Annotated in this window: 15 protein-coding genes; 5 read left to right on the top strand and 10 right to left on the bottom strand. The window is 42.7% G+C overall.

Annotation, left to right across the window (positions count from 1 at the left end; translation table 11 throughout):
• Positions 1–79: 79 nt before the first annotated feature.
• The 5 genes from DFR58_RS12090 to DFR58_RS12070 are packed head-to-tail and all read right to left on the bottom strand — an operon-like array spanning position 80 to position 8,389.
• A complete protein-coding gene (locus tag DFR58_RS12090; RefSeq protein WP_170138140.1) occupies positions 80–2,845 on the bottom strand; it encodes a DEAD/DEAH box helicase in 2,766 nt (921 codons plus the stop codon).
• Positions 2,832–4,427, bottom strand: a complete 1,596-nt coding sequence (locus tag DFR58_RS12085) for a site-specific DNA-methyltransferase (RefSeq protein ID WP_207659224.1) — start codon at positions 4,425–4,427, stop codon at positions 2,832–2,834. The genes DFR58_RS12090 and DFR58_RS12085 overlap by 14 nt, the downstream gene beginning before the upstream one ends.
• Before the next feature lie 14 nt (positions 4,428–4,441).
• Positions 4,442–5,299: a DNA damage-inducible protein D gene (gene dinD, locus DFR58_RS12080; RefSeq protein ID WP_114298110.1), complete on the bottom strand. Its 858-nt coding sequence runs from the start codon at positions 5,297–5,299 to the stop codon at positions 4,442–4,444.
• 17 nt (positions 5,300–5,316) lie between these two features.
• Positions 5,317–8,157, bottom strand: a complete 2,841-nt coding sequence (locus tag DFR58_RS12075; RefSeq protein WP_114298109.1) for an SNF2-related protein — start codon at positions 8,155–8,157, stop codon at positions 5,317–5,319.
• Positions 8,158–8,179: 22 nt separating this feature from the next.
• Positions 8,180–8,389 carry a helix-turn-helix domain-containing protein gene (locus DFR58_RS12070; RefSeq protein WP_114298108.1) on the bottom strand — a complete coding sequence of 70 codons (210 nt, stop codon included), beginning with the start codon at positions 8,387–8,389 and terminating at the stop codon, positions 8,180–8,182.
• A 253-nt stretch (positions 8,390–8,642) separates the two neighbouring features.
• Between DFR58_RS12070 and DFR58_RS12065 the strand changes: the two genes are divergently transcribed.
• Together DFR58_RS12065 and DFR58_RS12060 are read left to right on the top strand one after the other, a co-directional pair.
• On the top strand, positions 8,643–8,930 hold the full coding sequence (locus DFR58_RS12065; RefSeq protein ID WP_114298107.1) for a type II toxin-antitoxin system Phd/YefM family antitoxin: 288 nt from the start codon (positions 8,643–8,645) through the stop codon (positions 8,928–8,930).
• Positions 8,920–9,246 carry a type II toxin-antitoxin system RelE/ParE family toxin gene (locus DFR58_RS12060; protein WP_114298106.1) on the top strand — a complete coding sequence of 109 codons (327 nt, stop codon included), beginning with the start codon at positions 8,920–8,922 and terminating at the stop codon, positions 9,244–9,246. Before DFR58_RS12065 ends, DFR58_RS12060 begins: the two co-directional genes overlap by 11 nt.
• Before the next feature lie 17 nt (positions 9,247–9,263).
• Here the strand turns inward: DFR58_RS12060 and DFR58_RS12055 are convergent, their stop codons facing one another.
• Entirely contained in the window at positions 9,264–9,668 is a 405-nt protein-coding gene (locus DFR58_RS12055; RefSeq protein WP_114298105.1) for a hypothetical protein, read from the bottom strand.
• Between the two features lie 140 nt (positions 9,669–9,808).
• On the opposite strand from DFR58_RS12055, the gene DFR58_RS12050 reads away from it, so the two are divergent.
• A complete protein-coding gene (locus DFR58_RS12050) occupies positions 9,809–11,068 on the top strand; it encodes an HD domain-containing phosphohydrolase (RefSeq protein ID WP_114298104.1) in 1,260 nt (419 codons plus the stop codon).
• Positions 11,069–11,084: 16 nt separating this feature from the next.
• On the opposite strand, the gene DFR58_RS12045 is transcribed toward DFR58_RS12050, so the two are convergent.
• The 4 genes from DFR58_RS12045 to DFR58_RS12030 form a co-directional block, all read right to left on the bottom strand.
• The gene (locus tag DFR58_RS12045; protein WP_114298103.1) at positions 11,085–11,888 is read right to left on the bottom strand and encodes a DUF4097 family beta strand repeat-containing protein; all 804 of its coding nucleotides are present in this window, start codon (positions 11,886–11,888) and stop codon (positions 11,085–11,087) included.
• Between the two features lie 162 nt (positions 11,889–12,050).
• Positions 12,051–15,164 carry an efflux RND transporter permease subunit gene (locus DFR58_RS12040; protein WP_114298102.1) on the bottom strand — a complete coding sequence of 1,038 codons (3,114 nt, stop codon included), beginning with the start codon at positions 15,162–15,164 and terminating at the stop codon, positions 12,051–12,053.
• 17 nt (positions 15,165–15,181) lie between these two features.
• Positions 15,182–16,414, bottom strand: coding sequence for an efflux RND transporter periplasmic adaptor subunit (locus tag DFR58_RS12035; RefSeq protein ID WP_114298101.1), 1,233 nt, complete (start codon positions 16,412–16,414; stop codon positions 15,182–15,184).
• A gap of 31 nt (positions 16,415–16,445) precedes the next feature.
• The gene (locus DFR58_RS12030) at positions 16,446–16,871 is read right to left on the bottom strand and encodes a MarR family winged helix-turn-helix transcriptional regulator (protein ID WP_114298100.1); all 426 of its coding nucleotides are present in this window, start codon (positions 16,869–16,871) and stop codon (positions 16,446–16,448) included.
• A gap of 363 nt (positions 16,872–17,234) precedes the next feature.
• Here DFR58_RS12030 and DFR58_RS12025 point away from each other — a divergent pair, with 363 nt between their 5' ends.
• Together DFR58_RS12025 and DFR58_RS12020 are read left to right on the top strand one after the other, a co-directional pair.
• Positions 17,235–17,558, top strand: a complete 324-nt coding sequence (locus tag DFR58_RS12025; RefSeq protein ID WP_114298099.1) for a YmaF family protein — start codon at positions 17,235–17,237, stop codon at positions 17,556–17,558.
• Between the two features lie 281 nt (positions 17,559–17,839).
• On the top strand, positions 17,840–19,933 hold the full coding sequence (locus DFR58_RS12020) for a glutamine synthetase III family protein (protein WP_114298098.1): 2,094 nt from the start codon (positions 17,840–17,842) through the stop codon (positions 19,931–19,933).
• Positions 19,934–19,950: the final 17 nt, after the last annotated feature.

Genomic DNA, 19,950 nt, shown 5'->3' with positions numbered 1-19,950 from the left:
CGTCGCTCCTTTCTAATAGCGCATATCTTACCTCAGCGGGAGAAGTTCTGATTCCAAGAATCCCTTCGGTTCGGCATTATTACACCTCTAAAGTTAATTGTTCCGACGCTACTCTATTTTTGGCAAGGTAAGTGAAGCTGGATTGCAGCCGCACTTCATCATGCGATATAAGCGCATATTCCCAAGGCTTTCCGCCATTTTTTGCATTCCATTCCGTAACTGCGCGACAATATTCCTGCGCGGCGATTGACTTCACCCAAACATCACCATTCTTGTTTTGTAGCGCATTCTGCACTTCATTAGCAGCTTTCGTTTCGGCCATGTAAATGGTATCAGCCGTTTCAACAATAAAGTCTGGCTCATAACGACTTACTCCACCTTGTCCGTAATAAATATTGAATTGCTTTGCCGAAGGCCTCATCCACTTGAGAACACCTGTATCGTTTTCCAGCACAATAGCGAATTTACGCTCTGTGTTGTTATCAAATTTATATAGGGTATGGCATGCTTTAGTAAATCCTTTAAATATCTTGGATTTCACCTCTGAATCGGGCATGGTTGCACGCAAGTCGTAGAGGTCATCCGATTTGAATTTTCCGCCGAATCCAGTTTCGATCCGAGTAAATGGGCGCATGTTTGAAGCTCTATACCCGGTTTCCTCTTTGTAGAAATGTTCGTTCATCTGAGCATAAATAATCTGTGCCAAGCTACGCTGGCGGTCCCGCATGACTTTCTCTGTTTCCTCCGAAGTTAAGTACGACAAAAAGTGCTTTCTGGCATCGGCTATAAGAGAATAAATAAGCTCGAAGGAAGTGCTGTAATCAACGTTATCGTGGACGATAATATGCCTCACGATTTCATTTTCGACAGTATCGGTTTTGGGAAACAGCGCAAAATCTGCATTAAACTCGAAAGTTTCGCCGCCTTCCTGTAACTCCGTCCCAATAAGAGTATCCTCCGAAGGATGCCATTTCATATTGCTGGTGTCCAATTGAAAATCATAAAATCCATGCTTAACCTCAGTAAAAGGCTGTACCACCGCTTGAGGAATGGGGATAATATTTTCGGTCAGTGCCTGGGTGCAGGTTTCAATCGCTTTTTCAACAACTGCAGTCAAGTCCTCTTTTTTCAATTCAAGCGTGGGGAATTGACGGATGGTTTCAGCTACGATGCTGGTATGTACAAGTTTCTTTGTTTCCTCATCCGTGGTTGCATCAAAAGTTTTGACCTGCTTGCCGAGTTCCATGACTGTCCTTGACGCAAGTCGTGCGATAAATTGAGCCACTTGCATCGCTTGCTCCGTAGGCTTACTGACAACATGTTCAGACGCAGTTTCATTCAGGGTAAGGACGAGCTGCTCCGTAAAACTTTCCGCATTCGTCAGTTCATCGTATACGGACGTCAATTCTACTGTTTCCCGCTGTTCATCATTTTGAGGATCAGCGGGGTCGATATAGTAAACCCTTCTTACAAGCGAATTTGGATCATTGGCAAGCTTGACTATCGCTTCATATCGGTCGTGACTTACAATCGACAGGCGGTCCACTTCATCTTCTCTTGTTCGTTGTCCATATGGAAGACGCAGTCCTCGCCCAATGGTTTGCTCAGTAAGAGTTTCTGAAGCAGATGCTCGCAAAGGGATAATTGTATAGAGATTGGTAACGTCCCAGCCTTCTTTAAGCATATTTACATGAATAACTATTTCGATGCGGTTAACAGGATGTTCTAAAGAGAGAAGGAGCTCAATATTCTCATCTTTTTCCGCTCCACGCTGGGCAGAGTTAATTTCCAGAACCTTGTCCTTATAATATCCGTGGAAGAAGTCCGTCGAGGTCAGATATTCTCTAATCTGACGGGAATGTTCAGTATCTTTGGCAACAACAAGTACAAAAGGCTTAACCAACGGCTTACGGAAGGTGCGGGCATACACATCCAACTTGCTCTTGGTTTCTTCATGGATGCGGATACCATCGTTTAATTTCTCATGGTCAAGCTGTTCCGGCGAATATTCCTCCGGCCTGAAATCCTTGCGGGTTACCACCACCGGCACTTTGACATACAGTCCGTCATTCAGCGCATGGGCAAGCGAATATTCATACACCACATTCTTAAAGTCTATTTTGCGTGTGCCGTTTTGAATCTGGGGCGTCGCAGTGAGTTCCACGCCCAATATAGGGCGCAATTCGTTAATAACGTCAAAGCTACGATCAGCATGGTAATGGTGACTCTCGTCCATAAAGATACATAAATCCGGAAGGGACTGCAAGTATTGAAAATATGACTCGCCTAATACTTCATTGAGCCGTTTGATACGGGCAGGCTTACCATTAGACGTCTTACTTTCGGAATTCAACTTAGATATATTAAAAATATTGATAATAATATTACTGTAACCAATCTTTTGTGAGTAACGGAATTCCTCGTAATTGTCTCCGTCTATTATACGTGGCGGATTTACAAACCTGTCCAGCCCTCGAAACACATATTTTTCACAAGCGGGATCGCCCAGGTCAGCCTTCAATTTTTTATAAATCGTTAGATTAGGGGCCATCACGAAAAAGTTTTTTATGCCTTTTTGGTAGTGCAGATAAGCAATAAGTGCTCCCATGAGCCTTGTTTTACCGATACCGGTGGCAATGGCGAAGCAAACAGACGGGAAGTCCCGTTCGAAGCTTGTTAACGTCGGAAACGCTTCGCGGATCTTTTGTAGTTCTTCAATCAAGTCTGGCGTTTTGGAGAGTGATAGGATATCCACAATCTGCTGAAAGCGTTCTAAACTATCCCTCTGAGGCGGGCGAAGGGCAAGGCGGTTATTGATAAATTTAGCGTTACTATTCAGCATCATCCCATTCCTCCTCATCAATCTCCGGCGGGTTGACAATATTTAAGTTATAATTGTCCTTACCGAATTCACATTTGTTCAGAACCGATTGCGGTATTTTCCTCACATCTATATTGTCATAGCGCTTCCCAAGCCCTGTATCAAATGCCGGGGCGCATATAAGCAGCTTTTCATAATCGGGCAGGTCGCGGGCAATGTCGTCGAGTTCTTTTGCGGTCAAATATTGTGTAGTAATGTAAATAAAGCTATTCTCAACATTTTTGCCCTGCTTCCAGAACACCTCCGGATCAGGGGAATAGATAAATCCATTCAATTTTGCTACTGCTGCCGCCAGCATCTCTGGATTATATTTATTGGTATCGATGACTGGGTTGCCATACTTGTCCTTAACAATTAGAGTGGGAGCAAGCTCATAGAACTTAAAGCCCCCGCCGCCTTTCCATTCCGCCGTTTTGGAGATGCCACCCTGTTCGCCATCAACCACTGCTTTGAGGCGGGGTAAACAGTGAGTGTAGCAGTGATCGCCAAGCTCAATACCAATATAGCGTCTACCTATTTTGTGCGCAACCGCAGCTGTGGTGCCAGAACCGAGGAAGCTATCAAGGACGAGGTCATCAAGGTTGGTGGCAATTTGCAGAACATGTTGGATTAGCCGCTCTGGTTTTGGCGTGTCAAAAGATTTATCTCCCCCAAACAACTGCTTGATTTCAATTTTTGATGTCCTGTTACTACCGACTTCATTGTGATGCCATACGGTTTCGGGCGGAGTGCCGGATAAGGAATCGGCATAGATTTTATAGTATGGCATCCAGCCTTTTTTGCCATCAATCCATTCTATCATGTCGGGACTGTTGATCACCTTGTCTTTGCTCCAACGCCAATTGCCATCTGAACCATTTGTCCTAATAGGGAACACTGTACTGCCATCGGGCGTAGTTATGCCATAATACAGATTGGGTCGGGCCTCGCGAGCATCATTTTTCCCCATTGAACGCAACGGCTTCAAATAGTAACGTCGTCCGCTGGCATCTGTTTTATTATAGTGAGCTGGGATTTCCTCGCTGACAAGCCGGTTTATCAATACACTGTCCACATTTTTTGCGTAGACAAGAATATGATCGTGTCTGCTAGAGAATATTTTTGCATCCATGCGAGGGCTATCTGACTTTTCCCAGATGATATTGGCAAGAAAATTACGCCGCCCAAAGACTTCATCCGCCATCACTTTTAGATAATGCACTTCGGTATCATCCAACGTGATCCAAATACTTCCATTGTCACTCAGTAAATTTTTCAATATGCTAATGCGTGGCTTCATCAGTGACAGCCACGTTGAATGCTCAAGATTATCATCATAATGTTCAAACGCAGACCCAGTATTATACGGAGGATCTATGTAAATACATTTCACCTGTCCGGCAAATTCCTGTTCGAGAGCCTTCAATGCCAGCAGGTTATCTCCATGTATAAGCATATTCTCTGCGGCAGGATCACCGTAATCTTTCGAAGCGTCATGCAACAATATGCGCGGCTCCTCGGCAGGTTCGCTGCCCTTACCAATCCATGTGAGTTCAAGTTTTTGCATGATATGTATCCCCCTTATTCGTCTAACATCAACTTTTTCTTTGAATTCCTGAGCCTGCGAATTTCTTCCCGCTCAATTGTCTGAATACTTTTATCCGGCACAGGCAAGTCCTCCGGTAGAGTGGCGCCCATTTCAATAATAGCTTTGCGAATCTTTTCAGCAACCTCATAATGAGTGTTGTTTGCAACGGCAGCAGTTGTAACCTCATCCCGTTTTAGCTTCTCTTCTGTCTGAGAAATCCTGAACAGGTTGGCAATCAGCTCGGTGCTGCCCATGTAATCAAGAATTTTTTCCTTTTTCTTCAAGCCTTTTTTCACATGAATATCTGAAACGGTCATTCCGCCATAAAGCCCCATATATCCGGCATTCTGAAAAATGGCGAATTCTTCATCGGTAATAACTCCTGCATTATGTGCAGCTTCCGCAAGAAGCTGATTCCACTGCTTGATATTACCGCGTGCAACCAGGCGCTTATTATTTTCATCGAGCTGATTAAAAGCGTCCTGGACTTCCTGTCGGCGGGTCTGTATGGCAAAATAGGTCTGACCCAGCGCAATAATTTCCTTTCGCGGATCACCATTTTGAACAATTAAGTAACACGCATAGCGTGTGAGCTCATAATCTTTTACTTTTCTTTGTGTTAAACTCCCTATCTCGACCATTTTGCTGACCTCAGCAAAATGGTCGTTGACCTCAAATCCGCTGTTTTTACAGGCAAGAATTGCTCGGTCAATTACCTTTTGAAAATTTCTCCACTGAACATATTCCAAAACTTCGGCAAGCTCACGAGCATGCCAAAACTCAGTTCCGTTTTCCCGATCATGCTTGATGCTTTCAAAAGTTTTATATTCCTCGGCATTCAGGTTCGACATTTTTATCCCTCCATACCTCAAACAATCTCAAAAGAGAGCATCATAATGTGTTCTGTTCTTGATGTTCCAGACAGCTTGGAGCGAATTTCATCCTGCAAACGCTCATTCGCGGCGTCAATCTCGTCCTCGCGCTCATAGAGTTCTCGCCGCATTTTTTTGCGCCGTTCTTCAAGCTTATTCACTTCGGCTTTCATATCCAGCATTTCTGCAAGCGGTCGGTCGGTACTGCTCTTGAAAATCCGTTTTTTCTCCGTAATTTCCTTGCCTATTTCCTTGAGCTCACGTTGTAAACCTTCTTTTAAATCTTCACTATAGGCGTCTAGCTTGGCACATTCTTCCAGAAAGTATTTTTTGTTTTCCTCTTCGATTTTCGCTTGTTGTTCTGCAATTCCTGCACTGCGTTTTTTAACCAACTCCTCAGTTTCAGGGTCGCATTTGCCAATTATTGAGGCAGGCAATTCCATAAAGCGATTGACCATATCTTCGTCAATCTCGGTATCATCTTCTGTGATAACAGAATATATAAGGTGTTCTTCATTTTCAAAGCCTGTATATATCAGCTTGTCCAGCGAGAATATTCCCTTTAAATTCGGGTGACTCTCCAGAAAGCTGATTTTATGATCCGGCGAATTTGTGTGGTCAAAGTGGAGCTTCACAGCCGGCACTGGGACAGAAAGCGCATGATTCAGCCATTTTTGCAGTAACGGATCGTCTTTGCGCAGAAATATATCACCCTTACGTTCTGCGTCTTTCCACTGCACGTTATATGTAATACGAACGCCATCGTCTGTATAAGCAAATCGCCACTGGTCTAGCGGTTCTACACGTTCAGCGCCCTGCATGATGAAGAAATTGCACAGCCAGCGGCTGAATTTATCAAGACCCATCAGAGTATCTTCCTGACACCCTTTGAGTCGGGCTGCTACTTCTTCGTCAAAGTTTTCGAGGATTGACTGCCGGGCAGCAGACATTTTTTCGTTGATACGTTCGGAGAGTTCTTCTTGCAGGCGGTCGAACTCTGCTTGTATCTGTTCTTGCTTTTTACAGTTTTGATAAATTGATGCTATGCGTTTTTCAAAATCGACACCTGCCTCGATTGAACCAAGCACTTCATCGGAGGAGCCGAACAAGCCGCTGAAAAGGCGGAATTTCAGGTCGAGCAGTTCATATACACGAACATCAGCTGCATTTTTACGGTTAAGGAAATTCACAACCACAACATCGTTTTTCTGACCGTACCGATGGCAGCGGCCAATGCGTTGCTCTATTCGTTGTGGATTCCAAGGGAGGTCATAATTCACTATCAAACTACAAAACTGTAGGTTAATACCTTCGGCAGCTGCTTCTGTACCGATGAGGACGCTGGCTCTGTCTCTGAACTCCTCAACAACGGCAGCTTTCATATCAGCCTGGCGAGAACCGGAGATAGCTCCATCATTTTTATGCTGTTCTTTCCATTCTGCATATATTTTTTTAGATATTTTATCGTTATTTGAACCATTGAGGAAAACAATCTCACCGCTGTACCCATTATCAGAAAGCAGATTCAACAGGTACTCTTGGGTTCTGCGGGATTCTGTGAATATTACTGCCTTGCGTTTACCGCCGAGGCTTTCGGTTTTCTCGAAGCCTTGCTTCAGTGCAGAGAGTAAGTTTTGCCCTTTGGCGTTGTATGTAATGCTTCTTGACAGGTCGAAATATTTTCGAAGCTCATCTAATTCTGCTTTTATGCCTTCACGATCTTTTAGTAAATCATCCGATGCCGAACCATCAGCATCTTCCTGTTCTTCAAGCAATTCTTCGTATGTGTCATAATCATCAAGACAAAGTTCTTTCTCAATGCCTTTTAGCTTCCCTTCAAGCCGTTCTATCAGCGAATTTAAGGTATCAGAGATCGCAAAGGATGATGATGCAAGCAACTTGCGCAACACCAGTGTAATCAGCGTTCTCTGCCCTTGGGGAAGGGCATAGAGTCTATCTGAACGCAGATAATCTGAAACGTAATTATAGAGAGTTTCCTCGTCTGCCGTCGGTGTATACTCCTGTAAAACGGCTATACGGTTTGTGTAATTAACATATTCGGTAACCTGTTTGCGCAGGGTGCGTTTGCAAAACTGCTTCAATCGTTGCTTCAATGCATGATTACGCATTTCTTCATTATTTACCGAGACATACATATCCCTATATGTCCGGGCATCCCCGAACACATGCTCATCAATTATACTTACCAAACCGAAAAGCTCCATAAGGTTGTTTTGGAGCGGTGTTGCCGTCAGTAATAATTTGCGCTTGCCGGATAGGGCACGGCGCAGCCTCGTTCCGGTCACATTGCTGGATTTGTAAACGTTACGGAGTCGATGCGCCTCGTCAATAATAACCAAGTCCCAAGCGATAGATTTGACGTCAATTTCTTTTAGCGATGCAAAATTGTATGAACAGATTACGACTTCATCTTTTATATCAAATGGGTTATATTCTCCGTCTTTTTTGGCTTTATTGTAGTTTGTGGACTCAAGTATTCTTGATTTTATATAAAACTTTTCGTCAAGCTCTGTCCGCCATTGAGTTCGGAGTGCGGCGGGAACAATAAGCAGGATGCGCCGTTTGCGCTCTGACCAGCACTGGGCAAGGACAAGACCTGCCTCAATGGTTTTGCCAAGGCCGACTTCATCTGCGAGAAGCGCGCCATTGGAAAGCGGGGATTTCAAAGCAAACAATGCGGCATCTACCTGATGGGGATTTAAGTCAACCTTAACGCCGGACATGGTCGAAGCAAGCCCGTCAATACTTGACTGCGGGCGTTTTAACAGTAACTGCTCTGCAAAGAATCTTATTTGATGTGGTGTATAAGAATCCATAAATATCCCCATCTCCAATTTATCATTTTACTTCACCATTCATTTCCATAATATCGGCTATGTCACAATTCGAGGCCTTGCATATTTTCGCAAGTATTTCAGTATTTACATTTTCATTTTTGCCGAGCTTCGTTATTGAAGCAGAGCTGATACCTGCAAGCTTTTGCAGAGCTTTCTTTTTCATATCCTTATCTATAAGGAGTTTCCAGAGCTTTTTGTAACTTATCGCCATTTTGTCCACCTCGCCAGGTTAAATAGCACAAATAAACAACTCTATTATAACATGAAAACACGAGAAAACAAGAAGTATACAAGGGAACGTAGGAATTACTTAATCGATGTATTAATTTCACTTTACTTTTTCGAAAGCCAGTTTGAATCCCGTTAACTCTGAGAATCAGCAATTATCAGCAATTCTGCCATTGCTATTTTAGTCTCATAAGGGTATAATATTGATATAAATTTGACTATCGGGAGTGAGAAAATTGAGTACAATAATTAAGTCATCAAGTGAGCTTCGGAAAAATTACAACAGTATAGCTGATATTTGCCGCAAAACGAAAACACCTGTATTTTTAACAAGAAATGGCGTCGGCGATACCGTTATCATGGATATGGAAACCTTCAACCGGCGCGAGGAGAATTTGCTGGCAGCCGAGCATTTGCTTGCGACAGAACGTTCCCGCTTGCTTGGAACGGGAGGATATACTGTTGATGAGTTCGAAAAAAACATGAGGGAAGCAATCGCCAGAGGAGCAGAGCATGGAGAGTAGCGAAAAGGTATATCAGGTGATTATTGCATCCGATGCAAACGACAGAATGTATGAGCATTTTGAATTTTTAGCGCGTGTCAGCGTTAATGCAGCAAACAGGCTTTTGGATGAATTGCTTGAAAACATCCGCAATCTCCAAACCGATCCGTTCCGTTATCCCGCATATAATCGCCCATATCTTACAGTCGGCAAATACCGCTATATATTGTCAAGCAAAAGATATCGGATCGTTTATCAAATTATTGAAAATCAAGTGTTTGTGGATGATATACAGGATTGTCGGCAAAACGACGACAGCAGCAGCTTAAACAAGTAGCTGTAAATCGAAACTTTTTATTCCTTAACAGAGTAAGAGCTGAGGATTTCGGCTCCATTCCCTGAAATAGTTATGGGATATATGCCGGGCAATGTATCGGGGCTTACAATCCAGTCCCATGAAACCCTGCCCTCTCTGTCCGCCATTTTAGTGCTGCGCACGGTGTATGATTTTTCTCCCACCCTGTAAGTGGATATAATTTCATATACTCCCCCAGCATCCCCCTGTACTGTGATTTGTGACCTTTCACCTGCTTTTACATCTTTAATAGAGCTTATAACGTTCAGTCCGCGCCCATAAGCTCCCTGCTCATGCTGGAGCTTTATAAAATCTTCCTCACCAGGTGTCTTCGTTTGTCTCTGTAAGCCGCATCCCGACAGCAGTAAGCTTATCACAGCCATTCCAATAAAAACCCGTCTCATAAATTAAGCCTCTCCTTAAACCAACTTTATATTTTTAATATTCCCTTAAAGCTAAATTTATATTATTTATAAACCGATATGTTATAATGTACGCTATGAATGAATATTTTTAAAATACAATTACCGCAAGGAGACTTTTTATGCAAATTCAAAATTCAAAAATCGCGCTGATGGACATAATAATTTCTATTTCCAGCCTTATTGATCTGGTAAGTCCCATTCTTACCGGGCACCATAAGCGGGTTACATATATTTCATTAAAAATTGCCGGAGAAATGGGGCTTCCCAAGGATATTCAAAATGATATAATTATTGCTTCTCTCCTGCATGATTCAGGGGCCTTATCTCTAAATGAAAGGATTGAAACCTTAAGGTTTGAGGATCAGCACGCAACCAGACACGCTGAGATGGGCTACCGGCTTTTAAAGGATTTTCCCCTCTTTAAGCAGGCAGCCCGCATTATAAGGCATCATCACCTTAAATGGAATTATGGGGCATGTGAATTCTGTGACATGGGGAAAATACATATAGGCAGCCATATAATACATCTTGCAGACAGAGTGGATTGCTTGATTGATACAAATTCCAACATTATCAACCAGACCGATGACATTCAGAGTATTATAAAAAAGCATAGCGGAGCTGTATTCAGTCCCCAGATCGTTGAGGCATTTTTGTCGGTATCCTCAAAAGAAGCCTTCTGGCTGGACACCATACTCAATCCCGACACAATTTTCAGAAATTTTGATTTGGGATACCTGTCGATGCACTCTGATGAGTTTATGGACATTGCTGTTATTTATAAGCGGATTATAGACTTCAGAAGCAAATTCACCTCCACTCATTCAAGCGGAGTTGCCGCAGTAGCCGAATTGTTAGGAAAAATATTCAAAATTCCCGATGAAAGCTGCCGGCTTTTTAAGGCAGCAGGGTACATGCATGACCTTGGAAAGCTGGCAATCCCGTCTGAAATACTGGAAAAGCCCGGCAAGCTGACTAAAGCTGAAATAAATATTATGAAAAGCCATACCTATTATTTATACCATATACTTGAAAAGGTGAAGGGCTTTGAGGTTATAAACACATGGAGCTCATTTCACCATGAGCATCTCAACGGAGAGGGCTACCCCTTTAGGCTGAAGGAAGAAGATCTCTCAATAGGGTCAAGAATTTTAGGGGTTGCCGATATTTTTACCGCAATAACAGAGGATCGGCCTTACAGAAAAGGAATGGAAATAGAGCAAGCCCTCAGCGTTTTGAACTCCATGGCTAAAAAGAATCAAATAGACGCTGATATTGTCAACAGTCTTATAAATAATTTTGACACGGTAAATTATGTACGCTTGCAGTCTCAGGCAGAGGCACTTGTGGAATACAATGCCTTTTTAAAGGATGAATGATAAAAAAGGCGGCCCTTTAATACTTTGTTGCAAAAATCCGGCCAATGCCGCTGTCCAGCTTAACCTTAGTGTCATAGCTGCTTACAGTAAACTCATTTACTTCAACTGTTCCCACATTCTCAAAGCTCACCTTTGAATCTGATGGAAGCCGGACATCTATATTTCCCGCCTTGGTACTTAAGGTGCTGCTACCGCCTTCGTCAATGCGGGCTTTTATATATATATTTCCCGTGTCTACGCTTACGCTTAAATCTCCTCTTATTCTTCCATTCTCGATCCTGAGGCTTCCTGAGTCCGCTTCCAGATTCATATTCCCCTCAAAATATTTTATCTCTGTGCTGACACCGCCCAGCTCAGCGGTAAAATCACACTTTAAATCGTCAAAAAACTTAATGCTTCCTCTTTGAATTTTGCAGCTTATTTTTGAAACCTTTCTGGGTATAAAAGCCCGCAGGCTAATTTCTGCATCGTCTGTACCCCTGCCCCTTCTGCCACAACTGCTTTTAAAAAATATATTGTTACCGTCACATTCTACTTGTGAGTAAAAGTTTTTAAACGCGTCCCCGTTTGCAGTATCACCCTCATCACATGTAAGCCTTCTCGTAATCTCAAGCTTAACAGCCTTTTTCTCCCATGAATAAGCCTCTAAATGACCCGAGTCAATTTCAATATGCAGCTCCGGCACTCCCGTCAGCTCAATAAGCTCTTCCTTGTAAGAAGAAGCCTGCTTTTTAGCATATGTCTGCGGCTTTGAGCCGGAATAGCCTGTCAGAAGAAGGCTTACTGCTAAAAATATGGCTGCAAATGCCCTTACTCCCATCCAATCTCCTCCCACAACACAATTTCCGAGGATGTTTCTATTGGTAAATAATAGCATTTAGGCAGGCCTTTCCGCAACTATTTCCCCAGACATGCCAAAAAGCGGCACTTGGCCGCTTTTTGCAAGAGAAATCAAATAATGTAATGACACTTGTGGGAGAGGTCAGGCTATCGAAGGCCTTTCCCCTTTTCTCTTCCTTCCTCTTATCCTGTTGTGCAGGTCGTCAAGCAGAGAATACACAACTGGAACAATGAGAAGAGTAACCAGAGTCGATAATGAAAGCCCGAATACAATAACCGTCGCCAGAGGAGACTGAATTTCAGAGCCCTCTCCTATACCTATTGCAAGGGGTATCATTCCCAAAACGGTTGTAAGGGTGGTCATCATTATTGGCCTCAATCTGGTTGGCCCTCCCTTTATTATCGCCTCATCCTTCCCAAGGCCTCCGCGCCTTAGCTGGTTTATATAGTCAATCAGTATTATGGCATTGTTTACAACAATACCCGACAGCATAATTATGCCGATGAAGGCCGCTACATTAAATGTTCTTCCCGTAAGCAGAAGGCCTATGGCGGCTCCCGAAAATGCAATGGGCACTGAAAACATTATTATAAAGGGCTGCAATAAGGATTCAAACTGTGCCGCCATTACCATATATATGAGAACGATTGAAAGCAGCAGTGCAAGACCTAAGCTCGTAAAGGAATCCTCAATTTGCTTGTTTTGCCCCGCAAAAGTCAGCGAATATCCTTCGGGAAGAGGAATTTCACCAACCGCCTCCATCAATTCGCTGGTGGCGCTCCCCACATCCCTTCCGTAGAGATTGGAGGTAACGGTAACAAGTCTTGTCTGATTATTTCTGGTTATGCTCACCGGGCCTTCCTTAAGCTCAATTTTTACTACATCCGAAAGAGCCAGATTTGCTCCGTTGGGAGCTGAAATATTAATGCTTTTAAGCTGCTCAAAGGTCTTCGCCTCATTCTGCGGGAACTGTATCCTTACATCTATTTCATCCCCGCCAACCCTGTATCTGGTTGCAACCTGGCCCTCTAACGCGCTTCTCACTGCGGATGCCACCATCATGGTATTTATTCCGTATTGTGAAGCCTTGTCTCTGTCCACATAAATATGTGCTTCCGGCCTGCCCTTTGATACACTGGATTGTATTTCCCTTGTACCCTCAACACCTTTAACCTTTTCCTCCACTTCCCAAGATATTGCCTTAAGCTGGTCCAGATCATAACCCGATATTTCTATTGATATAGGGCTGCCTCCCATACCTCCCATGCTCATACTGATATTGCTCACCTCAATATTTGCACCGGGTATGTTTTTAACCTGCTCTCTGACCTCCTCAACAATATTGGCAGTGCTTCTTTTTCTCTGATTCAGCGCTACCAAGGTTGTATCAATAGAAGCGATATTGCTCTCTGAGGATGTGGAAATGCCCATCTCACTGCTTCCGCCGACAGATACAAATATTTTTTCCACCTCGGGAACAGAGGCTATTATTTCCTCCACCCTGTTTGCTATCTCATTGGTGTTTTCAATATTGGTGCCTTCCGCAAGGCTTATGTTTACAATAAACTGCCCCTGATCGGTTTCCGGTATAAACTCAATGCCTATCAGCGGTACAGCCGCAATGCTCAGAATAAAAACAGTAATAACCACTAAAGCCGTTACAGCTCTTCTCCTTAAAACGGTTTTGAGGATTTTCCTGTAAACCTCATCCACCCTGTCAAACAGCCTTCCCCATCCGTCAAAAATCTTATTTAAAATACTCTTCTTCTCTTTATCGTTGCTCGATATTTTAAGCATTTTAGAGCTTAACATGGGTACAACCGTCAGCGCCACTACAAGAGACGCCAGAAGAGAAAACGTAACGGTAAGCGCCATCTCTTTAAATATTTCTGCCGCCATTCCCTCTGTGAATATAATGGGCACAAAAACAACTACCGTGGTAAGAGTGGAAGCAATAATAGCCCCGCCCACCTCCTTTGCGCCCTTTATTGCCGCGTTAATTACCGTTTCACCGCTTTGCCTGTGCCTGAAAATGTTTTCAAGCACCACTATAGAGCTGTCAACCATCATACCCACGCCAAGCGCAAGCCCTCCCATTGAAATAATGTTAAGGGAGGTATTGGATAAAAACATAAGGATAAAGGTTGAAATTATAGATACGGGAATTGCTATAGCTATAATAAGAGTGGTTCTGAAATTCTTTAAAAAAATAAACAGTATAATAATTGCCAGAACAGCCCCTACAAGCGCATTTGACGCAACGCTTCCAATTGACTTTTCAATATACATTCCCTGATCGAAAACAATGCTTATATTTATGCCGGGGTTTTCACTTTTAATCTTATTTATCTCCTGTTTTACCAGATTTACAACCTTAACGGTATTTGCAGTTGTTTGCTTCTGCACCGATATTCCTACGCTGTCCTTGCCGTTCATTCTTGTGTATGTAGATTGGGTCTTAACAGAGTCCTGCACATTTGCAAGGTCTCTTATATATATAACCCTGCCTCCGGGCATGGTTATAGGTATATTTTTTATATCCTCTACGGAGCTGAACTCTCCCTTGCTTTTTACAATAAGCTCCTTACTCCCGTATTCAACACTTCCTCCCGGCTGGTTTATATTTTCCATCTGAAGTATGTTTATAACCTGGCTGAAGGGCACCCCATAGCCCGCCATCCTTGCCGGATCCACTTCAACCTTGATCTCTCTCTCCGCTCCTCCTGATACCTGTACCGACGCAACCCCTTCAAGCCTTTCAATCCTTGCCTTTATGGTATCCTCCACAAATTCTTTAAGCTCGACGGCGTCTCCCTTTTCAGAGGATACTCCCACTTGCGCCACAGGAAGCATGTTTGGATCAAGCTTAAGCACCATAGGATTTTCTACGCCGTCAGGCAGATAGTTCTTTATCAGGTCAAGCTTTTCCCTCATCTGCAGCGTAGCAAAATTCATGTCGGTTCCGTCAGTAAACTCAACCATAACAATAGATGTTCCCTCAGATGTCTGAGACCGAATGCTTTTCATATTGTTAACGGTAGCCATAGCGCTTTCAACATTTTTTGTAACAAAATTTTCCACCTCCTCAGGGCCTACCCCTGAATAAGTAGTAGAAACAATAGCCATGGGCAAATCCATGCTTGGCATCAAATCCATTGGAATTCTCATAAAGGATACCGCTCCGAAAACAACTACAATGAGCATACACATTATAATTGTTACCGGGCGTTTTATAGAAAGCTCTGAAATATTCACCCTATCACCTCCATTCGTCAATTAATAACAGTAACCTTTGTACCGTCTTTTACAAAATCCTGTCCTTTAAATATAACTGTATCGCCTTCCTTAAAATCCCCTGATACCTCCAAAAGCTCTTCATCGGAAAGCCCTGTAACGACATCCTTTTTTACTGCAAGCTCCCCGTCGACAAGGTAAATGGCCTTTTTACCTCCATCCTCCACAACACAATCTATAGCAACAGCCATAACATTCTTCTTTGACTCTTCAACAAGGCTTACGGTAGCAAGCATTCCTCCCTTTATTTTTCCTTCTTCGCCGGATATCGCCAATCTTATAAGGAAGGTGTTAGACGCAGGGTCTGCATCAGGGCTTACGCTTATAACCTCTCCCGTATACTCCTGGTTGTCCAGAGACTTGAACACAACCTTGTATTTATCCCCTACATTTATCTTGTTTATCATGTTTTCCGTAACATTTATTTCCACAACGGCATCCGATACATTTACAAGGGTAAAGGCGGGAGCGGCGTTCGATACAAATTCCCCTGCGTCAACCATCCTTTTTGATATAACTCCGTCCATAGGCGCGGTAAGCGTTATATTTTCCAGTTGGGTTTTGGCTATTTCATATGCCACCTCGGCCTGCTTTACCTGAGCCTTGACTGTCTCTATGCTCTCGCTGTTTATCTTAGCCTCTGTGAGCTCAGCCGCACTCTTTGCAGTATTGTACTGCTCCAATGCAGTCTTGTATCCCGTCTCGGCAGAATCAAGCTCCCTTTTGGAGGCAGCCCCATTTTCATATAGCTTCTGAACATTTTCGTAAGCGGTTTTTGCATTATCCATTGCCATTCTGGTAGTCTCAAGAGTAGATTTGAGCTGGGCAAGCTGAAGCTCCATAGACCCCCCCGATGTCCTGTCAAGGTTTGCACTGGCTGCATTCAAGGCTGCCTTGGCCTGTTCCACCTGAAGCTTTATATCCTTATCCTCAATTGTAAGCAGCGGATCTCCCTTTTTTACCTCCTGTCCCACTTCCACATAAATTTTGCTGACCTTTCCCGGTGTCTTTGCAACCACACTAATATCCTGTGAAGGCTTCACCTTTCCTATTACCGTCTTTATGCTCTGTATATCCGTTCTTAACACCTTTGATACGCTTATAGCAACAGGCTTTACCTCCTCGGCATTCTCATCCGACGTGCCGGAGCTGCATCCGCTTAAAAGAAGCGATATTCCCAGCGTTAATATAATGGCCTTCTTTAATTTCATGAATATTTACCTCCCTGTTTTGTTTTAGTAATTAATCCAATTTAGTAACTATTTCCCTTGCCTCCTGCATAATTTCATTCAGCCTTTTTATATCATTTTCATCAAATTTTTCAAGCTTATTAATTATTTCCTTCTTGAACTTGTTTGTTTGATCACATAAAAACCCCCTTCCCTTTTCGCTAAGTCTTAGAAGTATTACCCTCCGGTCCTCGGGCAAAGTATTTCTTTCCAAAAATCCTTCCTCTATAAGCCTGTCGGCAATTATACTAAGGTTCGACTTTGACACCAGCATTTTGGAGCAATAATATGTCATAGGCTTTTCATCCCACTGGCCTACACAATACAGTAGCTCGAACTGCTGCTTTGTAATTTCACACACATCCAGCCCTTTAAAAAATTTCTTATAAAGTATAGGAAGAAATTCTATTAAATTTTCAACCAAAATTTCTCTATTCATTCCCAAGCCCCCATATTAAAGCTTTTATAAAACTTCAAAACTATAACTGTTCAGTTATTGAATAGTTATGGTTTTGAACTATTTAATAATAGCATTTTAGCTTGTGAGCGTCAATAAAGTGTTAAATATAATTAACAAATACCTTATATATTAATTTTTCCATAAATGAAAAAAATTTTTCTAATAAAACATATTATTTTGCACAATTTATACTTATAACCTCAATACGGACTTTACATATTTGCCGGACAAAATTTTCATCCCACAGTATATACGGAGGTTTTTCCCATTAGTCTGAAAAATTTTATTTTTCAGAAAATAAAAATGAAATTTCTTTTAGTGTATACGGAAAGGAGCTTTAAAATGCATTATCATTTGCACATGTACAAGCTTGAGACTAATACCGAAAACGGCCATAAGCACAGAATGTGCGGCTACACCGAAAGTATGCTGGGCTTTAATGCAGTACATTTTCACTATTTAAGAGGAACTTGTTCATATGCTTCCCACACTCATTACTATTGTGCAATTACAGGGCTGCCTATAAAGACAGAAAACGGGCATGTGCATAAAATAGAAGGGTTTGTTGAGCAAGGCTGTATGCACCGGCACAGCTACAGCGGCTGCACAAATGAAGACACCGACTGTATGCGTGGAGGCAGCCCACAGGAGATATATATGACTTAAATTATATTATCCGCCTGCTTTCCTTCTTTAATTTAAAGCAGATAATAAAATCCATAAAAGCATAAATTTTATGAATTTTTTAAAATTAAAACTTGCATTTTTAATAAAAAAACGTTAGTATATATATTGAGAAAAATAAAAATGTTTAAACAATGGCGTTTTAAACTTATTTAATTTTAGACGGACAAAGGCGTTTCAAATTTATTTTGATGCGCTTTTTTTATTTTTCCGCAATATAAATTAATTAATAATTATTTTCATTTTAGAAAGGGGATATAAAAATGAGCAATTTAAGTGAATTTTTCGGTTCAAATGTTTTTAACGACGCGGTAATGAAAGAGCGTCTTCCCAAGTCAACATATAAAGCTTTGAAGAAGACTATCAATGAAGGTCTTGCTCTTGATCCCGCAGTTGCAGAGGTAGTTTCAAACGCAATGAAGGATTGGGCTATAGAAAAGGGCTGCACTCATTTCACTCACTGGTTCCAGCCCATGACAGGCATCACCGCTGAAAAACATGACTCCTTTATAAGCCCGACATCAGACGGTAAGGTTATTTTGGAGTTTTCCGGCAAGGAGCTCATAAAGGGTGAGCCCGACGCTTCATCCTTCCCTTCAGGCGGATTGAGAGCAACCTTTGAAGCAAGAGGCTATACCGCTTGGGACTGCACCTCTCCCGCTTTCATAAAGGACGGTACGCTCTGCATCCCGACAGCCTTTTGTTCCTATACAGGAGAGGCACTGGATAAGAAAACCCCTCTTTTAAAGTCAATGGAAGCTTTATCGTCGCAGGCAATGCGTATTTTAAAATTATTCGGAAACACCTCCGCAAAAAATGTTATCACTACTGTTGGCCCCGAGCAGGAGTATTTTTTAATTGACAAGTCAATGTATGACAAGCGCAAGGATCTTATTTACACAGGCAGAACGCTTTTCGGTGCAAAGCCTCCTAAGGGTCAGGAGCTTGAGGATCATTACTTCGGCAATATAAAGGAGAGAATTTCCTGCTTCATGAAGGAGCTTGACGAAGAGCTGTGGAAATTAGGCATATCGGCTAAAACAAAGCATAACGAGGTTGCCCCCGCTCAGCATGAGCTGGCTCCGATATTCACCACTACCAATATTGCCACAGACCACAACCAGCTTACAATGGAGTTAATGAAGAAGGTTGCTTTAAGGCACGGCCTTGTATGCCTGCTCCATGAAAAGCCTTTTGCCGGCGTAAACGGTTCCGGCAAGCACAATAACTGGTCAATGGGTACCAACGAAGGTCAAAATTTATTGGAGCCCGGTTCTACTCCCCATGACAATGCCCAGTTCCTTGTATTCCTGTGCGCTGTTGTAAAGGCTGTAGACGAGTATGCCGACCTTCTCAGGGTTGCTGCCGCAAACCCCGGCAACGATCACCGTCTTGGTGCAAACGAAGCGCCTCCGGCTATTATATCAATATTTTTGGGAGAACAGCTTTCCGACATACTTGAGCAGATTGAAAACGGCGGTGCCACCAGCAGCAAGCAGGGAGGAGAATTAAAAATAGGAGTCAGCACCCTTCCCGCTCTTCCTAAGGATTCTACAGACAGAAACAGAACTTCGCCTTTCGCGTTTACAGGAAATAAGTTTGAGTTCAGAATGGTAGGTTCATCAGCATCAATTGCAGCGGCTAACTTTACTCTCAATACTATTGTTGCCGAAGTGCTCAGCATTATAGCCAGCAGGCTTGAAAAGGCAAGTGACTTTGATTCTGAAGTTCAGTCGATACTTACCGAAATTGTTAAAGACCATAAGAGGGTTATATTCAACGGCAACGGTTATTCCGACGAATGGGTTGAGGAAGCTGAAAAGAGGGGACTTCCCAACATCCGCACTACTGTTGAGTCAATAAAGGCATTGATTAGTGAGAAAAACCTTGCTGTAATGGAGAAGCATTCCGTACTTAGCAGAGTTGAAATGCAGTCAAGGTATGAAATTTCCCTTGAGCATTATATAAAGACAATTAATATAGAGGCTCTTACTACTCTTGAAATGGCAAAGCGTGAGATTCTTCCCGCAGCAATTAAGTTTACTTCAGAGCTTGCCGGCTCAATTAATTTCATTAAGTCCACCGGAATTGCAGCGGACATAAGCGCACAGTCAGAGCTGCTTACAGAGGCTTCCTCGCTTGCTTCTTCCTTAAAGAAGGAAATAGGTATACTTGAGGATTCGGTTGAAAAGGCTTCAAACCTTCACGGTGACACATACAGCCAGGCTTATTTCTACACCTTTGATGTGTTCAAGAAAATGGGCGAGCTGAGGGCTGCGGCCGATAAGCTTGAAGCTATCGTTGATGCAGACATATGGCCATTGCCTACTTATGGTGAAATGCTGTTTAAGGTATAAGAATTTTTAATTTTACA

This window comes from Anaerobacterium chartisolvens (assembly GCF_003337415.1).
In the GTDB taxonomy this organism is placed as follows: domain Bacteria; phylum Bacillota; class Clostridia; order Acetivibrionales; family DSM-27016; genus Anaerobacterium; species Anaerobacterium chartisolvens.
Note: the sequence above shows the minus strand (reverse complement) of the source record. Positions and strands in the feature narration are given on the sequence as shown.

What these genes read in the sequence shown, in the direction of transcription:
- DFR58_RS12090 (WP_170138140.1), bottom strand. Translation starts at nt 2,845, where the DNA reads ATGATGCTGAATAGTAACGCTAAATTTATCAATAACCGCCTTGCCCTT.
- DFR58_RS12085 (WP_207659224.1), bottom strand. Translation starts at nt 4,427, where the DNA reads ATGCAAAAACTTGAACTCACATGGATTGGTAAGGGCAGCGAACCTGCC.
- dinD (WP_114298110.1), bottom strand. Translation starts at nt 5,299, where the DNA reads ATGTCGAACCTGAATGCCGAGGAATATAAAACTTTTGAAAGCATCAAG.
- DFR58_RS12075 (WP_114298109.1), bottom strand. Translation starts at nt 8,157, where the DNA reads ATGGATTCTTATACACCACATCAAATAAGATTCTTTGCAGAGCAGTTA.
- DFR58_RS12070 (WP_114298108.1), bottom strand. Translation starts at nt 8,389, where the DNA reads ATGGCGATAAGTTACAAAAAGCTCTGGAAACTCCTTATAGATAAGGAT.
- DFR58_RS12060 (WP_114298106.1), top strand. Translation starts at nt 8,920, where the DNA reads ATGGAGAGTAGCGAAAAGGTATATCAGGTGATTATTGCATCCGATGCA.
- DFR58_RS12055 (WP_114298105.1), bottom strand. Translation starts at nt 9,668, where the DNA reads ATGAGACGGGTTTTTATTGGAATGGCTGTGATAAGCTTACTGCTGTCG.
- DFR58_RS12050 (WP_114298104.1), top strand. Translation starts at nt 9,809, where the DNA reads ATGCAAATTCAAAATTCAAAAATCGCGCTGATGGACATAATAATTTCT.
- DFR58_RS12045 (WP_114298103.1), bottom strand. Translation starts at nt 11,888, where the DNA reads ATGGGAGTAAGGGCATTTGCAGCCATATTTTTAGCAGTAAGCCTTCTT.
- DFR58_RS12035 (WP_114298101.1), bottom strand. Translation starts at nt 16,414, where the DNA reads ATGAAATTAAAGAAGGCCATTATATTAACGCTGGGAATATCGCTTCTT.
- DFR58_RS12030 (WP_114298100.1), bottom strand. Translation starts at nt 16,871, where the DNA reads ATGAATAGAGAAATTTTGGTTGAAAATTTAATAGAATTTCTTCCTATA.
- DFR58_RS12025 (WP_114298099.1), top strand. Translation starts at nt 17,235, where the DNA reads ATGCATTATCATTTGCACATGTACAAGCTTGAGACTAATACCGAAAAC.
- DFR58_RS12020 (WP_114298098.1), top strand. Translation starts at nt 17,840, where the DNA reads ATGAGCAATTTAAGTGAATTTTTCGGTTCAAATGTTTTTAACGACGCG.